The sequence below is a fragment of the Pseudomonas sp. SDO5532_S415 genome (assembly GCF_054071155.1).
Map to the genome: position 1 here is coordinate 1 of NZ_JBSVWS010000198.1, position 9479 is coordinate 9479.

Consider the following 9479-nt stretch of genomic DNA (forward strand, 5'->3'; position numbering starts at 1 on the left):
TTGGAATGCATTCCAATGTGGGAGCGAGCCTGCTCGCGAAGGCGTCAGCTCAAACAACACCTCATTGTTTGCCCAACGCAAAGTTGGGTAACGCCCCCACCGGCTGATTGAACCGGAACGGTATCGACACCAGCCCCATCCCGGTATTGCGCTGCACCGCGAAGTGCAGATGCGGCCCGCTGCTGTTGCCGGTATTGCCTGACAGTGCCAGCGCACTACCCACTCCCACCCGCTGCCCCTCGCGAACACTGACCGAGCCCTTTTTCAGGTGCAGATACACGCCCATGGTGCCGTCATCGTGCAGCACCCGTACGAAATTGCCCGACGGGTCGGTGCCGCGTCCGGTCTGGCGGTTTTCGGTTTTCACCACGACTCCGCCACGGGCGGCGACGATTGGCGTGCCCACGGGCATGGCGATGTCCATGGCGTAACGGTTCTTCGGCCCATAGTGGCTGTACTGGCCATTGGCACCCTGACTCAGGCGAAACGGCCCACCTCGCCAAGGCAGCGGATAGCGATAGACCATGGCGGCTCCTGACGGGTCGCCCAGGGAGTATTCGAACCTTGGGGTATACACCAGCGGCTTTCCGGGGCGGCTGGCCTTGAGCAGCGCCAGACGAATGCTGCTGCGTGCGGGCATCACCCGACGGATCGGCCGACTCGGTGCGCCGCTGACGTTGTTCAGGCCGGCAAAACTCAGTTCGATCTCTACCGGCGCATACAGGTCATTGCGCACAAACACGCTGTCCATGCCTTTGAGCTTCTTGATATCGAGGTACACCTGACGCTCCAGGTGCTCGTCCATGCGATCGCGAAAGACGAACACCTTGGCGCCCTTGATGGGGCGATCGCTGTAGGAGACCACGCCATTGGCGTCGGTGGACGTGTAGATCGTCATGGCCACAGCCGAGGTGGATGCCATGAAAAGACTACAGAAATACAGCAGGCGCGCGTACATGGGCAGGGTTCTGTCGAGTAAGGCCTGGGAAGGAGCCTAGCAGCTGCAATGGACCCGGGTAGTCGGCAGATGTTTCAAGATGGGTGGATCAGGGTGATGTGTGGTGCAGGTGATGGCCCCTTCGTCGGAACGCCGCCCGGAGCAAGCCCGCTCCCACAGGTTCAGCGGCAATCCTGCGGGAGCGGGCTTGCCCGCGAAGGCTGACTAACAGGCGATACGGGATCAAGCGCCCGGAATAAAGTGCTTCTGCGCCGTGCCCCGGGCAATCAATCGGGAGATGTAATCAAGCTTCTGCGCATCCTGATCGACGAAGCGGAAGGTCAGTTGCAACCATTCGCTGTCAGGTTTCTGCTCGTGGGCGACGATGGCGTGCAGGTAGCCGTTCAGGCGCGCCGTTTCGGCGTTGTCGCCCTGCTCCAGGTCGAGTACGGCGCTGTCGAGCACTTGCGGCAGGGTGTCGGCACGTTTGACCACCAGCAGCGCTTCCTTGAGGCTCAGGGCCTTGATCACGCATTGCTGAATGCCGTTCGGCAAGCGCAGTTGACCCTGGCCACGCCCTCCCACGGCGGCCGCAGCGGCTACCGGGGCCTTGACCGGTGGGCTGTTGAGCAAGCCACGGGCTGGAGCGGCTGCCGCAGCAGGCGCCGGTGCAGTGGGCGCCACCACGGCGGCCTTGCCACCGGTCAATGCATTGAGCGAGTCATTGCCGAATGCCGAGCTGGTTTTGGTATTGGCGGTGTTCATCAAGGAGTCCAGCTTGCCGACCTTGTGCAGCGCCTGCTTGACCTTGGTGATCAATTGCTCGTTGGTGAATGGCTTGCTGACATAACCGGATACCCCGGCCTGGATCGCCTGGACGACGTTCTCTTTGTCGCCACGGCTGGTCACCATGACGAACGGCATGCTTTTGAGGCTGTCCTGCTCGCGGCACCAGGTCAGCAGTTCCAGGCCGGACATTTCCGGCATTTCCCAGTCGCACAGAACCAGGTCGAACGCTTCCCGAGCCAGCAGGGCCTGAGCCTTCCTGCCGTTGACGGCGTCTTCGATCCGCATGCCCGGGAAATAGTTACGCAGGCATTTTTTTACCAGGTCACGAATGAACGAGGCATCGTCCACGACCAATACACTGACCTTACTCATCCATAACCCCTTTAAAAAATCCCGGCAAGCATACCGCTTTGCTGATGGCACTTTGCCAAAAACCTTCAGTCACGCCGGCACTTTTCGTTCGCGGGTGCTGCTTTTCGAATTCGTAAGCCACAAACAAAAACGCCCGGCCAAAGGGCCGGGCGCGTCCTGGGGCAACCTTACTTATCGTCAGCTTTGCCCGGAACATTAGCGGTTTCGCCACTTGTTCCCTCAACTTCTTCCTTCATGCGTTTAAGGCCCAGGTGACGCACGTCAGTGCCGCGCACCAGGTAAATCACCAGTTCCGAAATATTGCGCGCATGGTCACCGATGCGCTCCAGCGAACGCAGCACCCAGATGATGCTCAAGACCCGCGAGATAGAGCGTGGGTCTTCCATCATGTAGGTCGCCAGCTCACGCAGGGCAGTCTTGTATTCGCGATCAATGATCTTGTCGTACTGCGCCACCGACAACGCCAGGTCGGCGTCGAAACGGGCAAAGGCGTCCAGGGCATCGCGCACCATGTTGCGGACCTGGTCGCCAATGTGGCGCACCTCGACGTAACCGCGTGGCGCTTCACCTTCTTCGCACAGCTGAATGGCGCGACGGGCGATCTTGGTCGCTTCATCACCGATGCGCTCCAGGTCGATCACCGACTTGGAGATGCTGATGATCAGGCGCAAGTCGGATGCCGCCGGCTGGCGACGGGCCAGAATGCGCAGGCATTCTTCGTCGATGTTACGTTCCATCTGGTTGATCTGGTCGTCGATCTCGCGCACCTGCTGGGCCAGGCCGGAGTCGGCCTCGATCAGCGCGGTCACCGCGTCGTTGACCTGCTTCTCGACCAGCCCGCCCATGGCCAGGAGGTGGCTGCGCACTTCCTCAAGCTCAGCGTTGAACTGCTGGGAGATGTGATGGGTTAAGCCTTCCTTCGAAATCATCTTTTGCTCCGCGATAGCTGTGAGCTGCAAGCTACAAGCTGCAAGCTGTTTTGTGTCGTACTCGAACCGCTCTTACTTGCCGCTTGAAGCTTGCGGCTTGCAGCTGTACGGCTAGCCGTACCGCCCGGTGATGTAGTCTTCGGTCTGCTTCTTCGCCGGATTGGTGAACAGGGTGTCGGTGTCGCCGAACTCCACCAGTTTGCCCATGTACATGAACGCCGTGTAGTCGGAAACCCGCGCGGCCTGCTGCATGTTGTGGGTCACGATGACGATGGTGAACTTGGATTTCAGCTCGTAGATCAGCTCTTCGACTTTCAGCGTCGAGATCGGGTCGAGTGCCGAGCAAGGTTCGTCGAGCAGCAGCACTTCCGGTTCCACGGCGATGGTGCGGGCAATCACCAGACGTTGCTGCTGACCACCGGACAGTCCCAGTGCCGACTCGTGCAGACGGTCCTTGACTTCGTCCCACAGCGCCGCGCCTTTCAACGCCCACTCAACGGCTTCGTCGAGTACACGCTTTTTGTTGATGCCCTGGATACGCAGGCCGTAGACCACGTTCTCGTAGATGGTTTTCGGGAACGGGTTCGGCTTCTGGAACACCATGCCGACACGACGACGCAGCTCCGCCACGTCTTCGCCCTTGCGGTAGATGTTGTTGCCGTACAGGTTGATCGCGCCTTCGACACGGCAGCCATCGACCAGGTCGTTCATGCGGTTGAACGTACGCAGCAGCGTGGACTTGCCGCAGCCGGACGGGCCGATGAAGGCGGTCACGCGCTGTTTCGGGATGTTCATGCTGACGTCGTACAGCGCTTGTTTATCGCCGTAGAACAGGCTCAGGCCCGGCACTTCAATGGCCACGGTTTCCTGCTCGAGGCTCAGGCTCTGTTTGTCGCGACCCAGGGCCGACATGTTGATGCCGTGGGTATGTGCTTCGTGCTGCATGGGGTCTCACTCCGTTCGTAGCTGCAAGCTTCTAGCTGCAAGCTGCAAGTTTTTGAGCAAAAGCGGCATGCAGCATTTACTTGCCGCTTGTAGCTTGCCGCTTGTGGCTTATCAATCAGCTATCCAGCGCCTTGTACTTCTCGCGCAGGTGGTTACGGATATAAACGGCCGACAGGTTCAATGTCGCAATCACCAACACCAGCAACAGCGCTGTGGCGTATACCAGCGGCCGCGCGGCTTCGACGTTCGGGCTCTGGAAGCCGACGTCATAAATATGGAAGCCCAGGTGCATGATCTTCTGGTCCAGGTGCAGGTACGGGTAGTTGCCGTCCACCGGCAGCGACGGCGCCAGTTTCACCACACCCACCAGCATCAGCGGCGCCACTTCACCCGCGGCGCGGGCCACGGCGAGGATCATGCCGGTCATCATCGCCGGGCTGGCCATCGGCAGCACGATCTTCCACAAGGTTTCGGCCTTGGTCGCGCCGAGGGCCAACGAACCTTCACGCACGGTGCGAGGAATCCGCGCCAGCCCCTCTTCGGTGGCCACGATCACCACCGGCACCGCCAGCAGCGCCAGGGTCAACGAAGCCCACAGCAGACCCGGCGTACCGAAGGTCGGCGCCGGCAAGGCCTCAGGGAAGAACAGACGGTCGAGCGAGCCACCCAGCACATAGACGAAGAAGCCCAGACCGAACACGCCATAAACGATGGCCGGAACGCCCGCCAGGTTGTTCACCGCGATGCGGATCACCCGGGTCAGGGTGTTCTGCTTGGCGTATTCACGCAGGTACACCGCCGCCAGCACGCCAAACGGGGTCACGATCATCGCCATGATCAGGGTCATCATCACGGTGCCGAAGATCGCCGGGAAAATCCCGCCTTCGGTGTTCGCTTCACGCGGGTCATCGCTGAGGAATTCCCACACCTTGCTGAAGTAGAAACCAATCTTGGTGAAGGTGCCCATGGCGTTCGGCTGATAGGCGTGAACCACTTTACCGAGGCTGATTTCGATTTCTTTGCCATTGGCATCACGGGCGGTCAGGCTGTCGCGGTTGAACTGCGCGTGCAGATCGCCCAGACGGGCCTCGATGTCCTGATAACGGGCATTGAGTTCGGCGCGCTCGGACTCCATGTCCGCTTGCGCGGCTGGATCAAGCTTGCCTTCCAGTTCCAGTTTGCGGCTGTGCAGGCGGATGCGCTCGAGACCGGCGTTGATCGCGCCGATGTCGACCTTTTCCAAAGTCTTGAGTTGCGCGGCCAGCTGATTCACGCGGTTGATCCGCGCTTGCAGCTCGGGCCAGGCAGCTTCGCCTTCGGCGATCACCTTGCCGTCCTGTTTGACGTTGACCAGGTAACCGTAGAAGTTGCCCCACTCGCGACGCTCCAGCGCCATCAATTCGACCGGGTTTTTCTGATTGGTCAGCCACTCGCCAACGATCCAGGTGAAGTCGGTGCCGTTCAGGTCACGGTTGCCGACCTTGATCAGCTCACGGGTCATGAACTCCGGGCCTTCATCCGGCACCGGCAGGCCAGCGCTTTTCAGGCGCGCGCGCGGCACTTCTTCCTTCTGTACCACTTCGCCGATGACCAGGTGATTGGCCTGGCCCGGCACATCGTAGCTGGCATGCACCAGATCCGCCGGCCAGAAGTGACCCAGACCGCGCACGGCAATCACCGCCAACAGGCCAATGGTCATGATGACCGCGATGGACACCGCGCCACCGCTGATCCAGACGCCCGGGGCGCCGCTCTTGAACCATCCTTTCAGGGAGTTCTGTTTCACAGACTTCTACCTTTCTTAAAGCGACGAGTATTTCTTGCGCAGACGCTGACGAATCAGTTCCGCGAGGGTGTTCATGATGAAGGTGAACAACAGCAGCACCAGCGCCGAGAGGAACAGCACGCGGTAGTGGCTGCCGCCGACTTCCGACTCCGGCATTTCCACCGCGACGTTGGCCGCCAGGGTGCGCAGGCCTTCGAACAGGTTCATTTCCATGACCGGGGTGTTGCCGGTGGCCATCAGCACGATCATGGTTTCACCCACCGCGCGGCCCATGCCGATCATCAGCGCCGAGAAGATGCCCGGGCTGGCGGTAAGAATCACCACGCGGGTCATGGTCTGCCACGGCGTGGCACCGAGGGCCAGGGAACCGAGGGTCAGGCCACGCGGTACGCTGAACACGGCGTCTTCGGCAATGGAGTAGATGTTCGGGATCACCGCAAAGCCCATGGCCAGACCGACCACCAGTGCGTTGCGCTGGTCGTAGGTGATGCCCAGGTCGTGGGAGATCCACATCCGCATGTCGCCGCCGAAGAACCAGTTCTCCATGTACGGGCTCATGTACAGCGAGAGCCAGCCGACGAACATGATCACCGGAATCAGCAGGGCACTTTCCCAGCCGTCAGGGACTTTCAGGCGGATCGACTCAGGCAGGCGGCTGAAGGTGAAACCGGCGACCAGAATGCCGATCGGCAACAACATCAGCAGGCTGAAGATGCCCGGCAGATGCCCTTCCACATACGGCGCGAGGAACAGACCGGCGAAGAATCCGAGGATCACCGTCGGCATTGCTTCCATCAGTTCGATCACCGGCTTGACCTTGCGGCGCATGCCCGGGGCCATGAAGTACGCGGTGTAGATCGCAGCGGCGACAGCCAGAGGCGCGGCCAGCAGCATGGCGTAGAACGCAGCTTTCAGGGTGCCGAACGTCAGCGGGGACAGGCTCAGCTTCGGTTCGAAGTCGGTGTTGGCGGCAGTCGATTGCCAGACGTATTTAGGCTCGTCGTAGTTCTCGTACCAGACCTTGCTCCACAACGCGCTCCACGACACTTCCGGATGCGGGTTTTCCAGCAGCAACGGTTGCAGTTTGCCGCCCTGCTCCACGATCACGCGGTTGGCCCGTGGCGACAGGCCGAACAGGCCTTGGCCTTCGACCACCTGGTCCACCAGCAAGGTGCGGTGGGCGGTACTGTGGAACACGCCAAGCTTGCCGGAAGCATCCAGGGCGACGAAGCCCTTGCGGCGCTCTTCGGCGGTGATTTCCACGATTGGCGTGGTGCCCATCTGGAAGGTGCGGATTTGCTTCAGGCGCTGTTCGCCATCCGGATCGCGCGCCATGAACCACTGGGCCAGGCCACCTTTGGAATCACCGAGGATCAGCGAGATGCCGCCTACGAGCTGAGTACTGGCGGTAATTTCAGCGTCACCGTTTTCCAGCAGTTTGTAGCGTCCGTTGAGGCTCTTGTCGCGCAGGCTGAACACGTCGGCCTGGGCACGACCGTTGACCACATACAGCCATTGCTGGCGCGGGTCGACGAAGATGTTCTTCACCGGCTCGGTCATTTGCGGCAGATCGATACGCTTCTGCTCGTTGGTGATCTCGCCGGTCATCATGTTTTCTTCGCTGGTCAGCGACAGAACATTGAGTTGCGAACCGGTGGAACCGACCAGCATCAGGGTCGAATCGTTGGCGTTGAGGCTGACATGCTCCAGCGCACCGCCGGTTTCGTTCAGCGCGATCGGGGTTTCGCCGTAAGGGTATTCGATGGCCGGCGAGATGGTTTTCTTGCCGTCCGGATAGCTGACTTTATACGTGTGACGGAACACCAGGGCCTGACCGTTGGAAAAACCCACGGCGACCAGCGGGTGACCGGGTTGATCTTCGCCGATGGACGTTACGCTGGCGCCTGCAGGAACCGGCAGATCAACGCGCTTGAGTTCAGCGCCACTGTCGATATCGAAGAACAGTGCCTGGCCCTTGTCGGAAACCCGCATGGCGACCTGGTTCTGCTCTTCAAGGGAAAACATCAACGGCTTGCCGGCATCTTGCATCCAGGCAGGCGTGATGGCGTCCTTGGCAGTCAGGCTGGCACCCTGAAACAGGGGCATGACCACGTAGGCAAGGAAGAAGAAAATCAGCGTGATCGCCGCCAGAACGGCGAGCCCGCCCACGAGGACGTACCAGCGAGTCAGGCGATCCTTGAGCGCGCGAATGCGGCGCTTGCGTTGTAGCTCAGGCGTATTGAAATCAATTCGCTTGGGGGGATTTGTAGTCATTGTGGAATTGGCCAGATCATTCATTCGCACACCCTAGCGATCCTGTATGACAGAAAGATGACAGTGCAGTGACGCAACAAATCCGCCGCCAGCGGGAACTGGCAGTGGACAGAGAATTTGGGAGGGCCGGGTTGCCGGAAATGGCAACCCTGAGCCGTTGTAGGAGCGAGCTTGCTCGCGAAGATGGAACATTCAGACACATTTTCTGTGGCTCGACTTCCATCGCGAGCAAGCTCGCTCCTACACAGGTCCGGAGTGAACTCCGGACCTAGGGTTTTACTTTTTTGCTACGTTGTTACCTTCCTGCAGACCCAGGTCAGCCAGTGCTTTTGCAGCAACCTTGGCTGGCAGTGGGATGTAGCCGTCTTTCACTACAACTTCCTGGCCCTGCTTGGACAGAACCAGTTTCACGAACTCGGCTTCCAGCGGGGCCAGAGGCTTGTTCGGGGCCTTGTTGACGTAAACGTACAGGAAGCGCGACAGCGGGTACTTGCCGTTCAGGGCGTTTTCTTCGGTGTCTTCGATGAAGTCGGTGCTGCCTTTCTTGGCCAGGGCCACCGTCTTCACGCTAGCGGTTTTGTAGCCGATGCCCGAGTAACCGATGCCGTTCAGCGAGGAGCTGATCGACTGCACGACCGAAGCCGAGCCTGGTTGTTCGTTGACGTTTGGCTTGAAGTCGCCTTTGCACAGGGCTTCTTCCTTGAAGTAGCCGTAGGTGCCGGATACCGAGTTACGACCAAACAGTTGAACCGGCTTGTTGGCCAGGTCACCGGTCACGCCCAGGTCACCCCAGGTTTTCACGTCGGTTTTAGCGCCGCACAGACGAGTGGACGAGAAAATCGAGTCAACCTGTTCCATGGTCAGGTGCTGGATCGGGTTGTCCTTGTGCACGAATACAGCCAGGGCGTCCACGGCAACCGGGATTGCGGTTGGCTTGTAGCCGTACTTCTGCTCGAAGGCAGCCAGTTCGGTGTCCTTCATCTTGCGGCTCATCGGGCCCAGGTTGGAGGTGCCTTCAGTCAGCGCAGGTGGCGCAGTGGCGGAGCCGGCGGCCTGAATCTGGATGTTTACGTTCGGGTATTCTTTTTTGTAGTTCTCAGCCCAGAGGGTCATGAGGTTGGCCAGGGTATCGGAGCCGACGCTGGACAGGTTGCCCGACACACCAGTGGTCTTGGTGTAGCTCGGGATAGCAGGGTCAACAGCGGCAACCGCGTTGGCAGTCGCAACGCCAGCAGCGACAAAAGTCATTGCCGCCATCAAACGCTTCAGTTTCATGCCTTACTCCTAGCAGATAGGGTGTGTTAAGTCGGGGCCAAGTATCAGCAGGCCGTGTGAACACTCTATGGCTGAAATATGACAATTGGATGAAAGGCCAGTATTCGAGTTTTTCCTGGATGATTCATGGCGCTCCAATCGCCAGCAGGCTGGCTCCCACATTGGAATGCAT

7 protein-coding genes are annotated in these 9479 nt (G+C 59.9%); all 7 read right to left on the reverse strand.

The annotated features are described in order from the left end of the window. Positions 1–61: 61 nt before the first annotated feature. A complete protein-coding gene (locus tag ACW9HW_RS26605; protein ID WP_457402268.1) occupies positions 62–958 on the reverse strand; it encodes a peptidoglycan DD-metalloendopeptidase family protein in 897 nt (298 codons plus the stop codon). A gap of 222 nt (positions 959–1180) precedes the next feature. Further along, entirely contained in the window at positions 1181–2098 is a 918-nt protein-coding gene (locus ACW9HW_RS26610; RefSeq protein WP_457402270.1) for a response regulator, read from the reverse strand. Positions 2099–2265: 167 nt separating this feature from the next. Further along, positions 2266–3027 (reverse strand): phosphate signaling complex protein PhoU, encoded by a 762-nt coding sequence (phoU, locus tag ACW9HW_RS26615; RefSeq protein ID WP_095194608.1) that lies wholly within the window; start codon positions 3025–3027, stop codon positions 2266–2268. Positions 3028–3138: 111 nt separating this feature from the next. Next, a complete protein-coding gene (gene pstB / locus ACW9HW_RS26620) occupies positions 3139–3972 on the reverse strand; it encodes a phosphate ABC transporter ATP-binding protein PstB (protein WP_008064516.1) in 834 nt (277 codons plus the stop codon). 115 nt (positions 3973–4087) lie between these two features. Then, positions 4088–5758: a phosphate ABC transporter permease PstA gene (gene pstA, locus ACW9HW_RS26625; RefSeq protein WP_095194607.1), complete on the reverse strand. Its 1671-nt coding sequence runs from the start codon at positions 5756–5758 to the stop codon at positions 4088–4090. 15 nt (positions 5759–5773) lie between these two features. Beyond that, positions 5774–8056, reverse strand: coding sequence for an ABC transporter permease subunit (locus ACW9HW_RS26630; protein ID WP_457402272.1), 2283 nt, complete (start codon positions 8054–8056; stop codon positions 5774–5776). Between the two features lie 252 nt (positions 8057–8308). Beyond that, positions 8309–9307: a phosphate ABC transporter substrate-binding protein PstS gene (locus tag ACW9HW_RS26635; protein WP_095194605.1), complete on the reverse strand. Its 999-nt coding sequence runs from the start codon at positions 9305–9307 to the stop codon at positions 8309–8311. Positions 9308–9479: the final 172 nt, after the last annotated feature.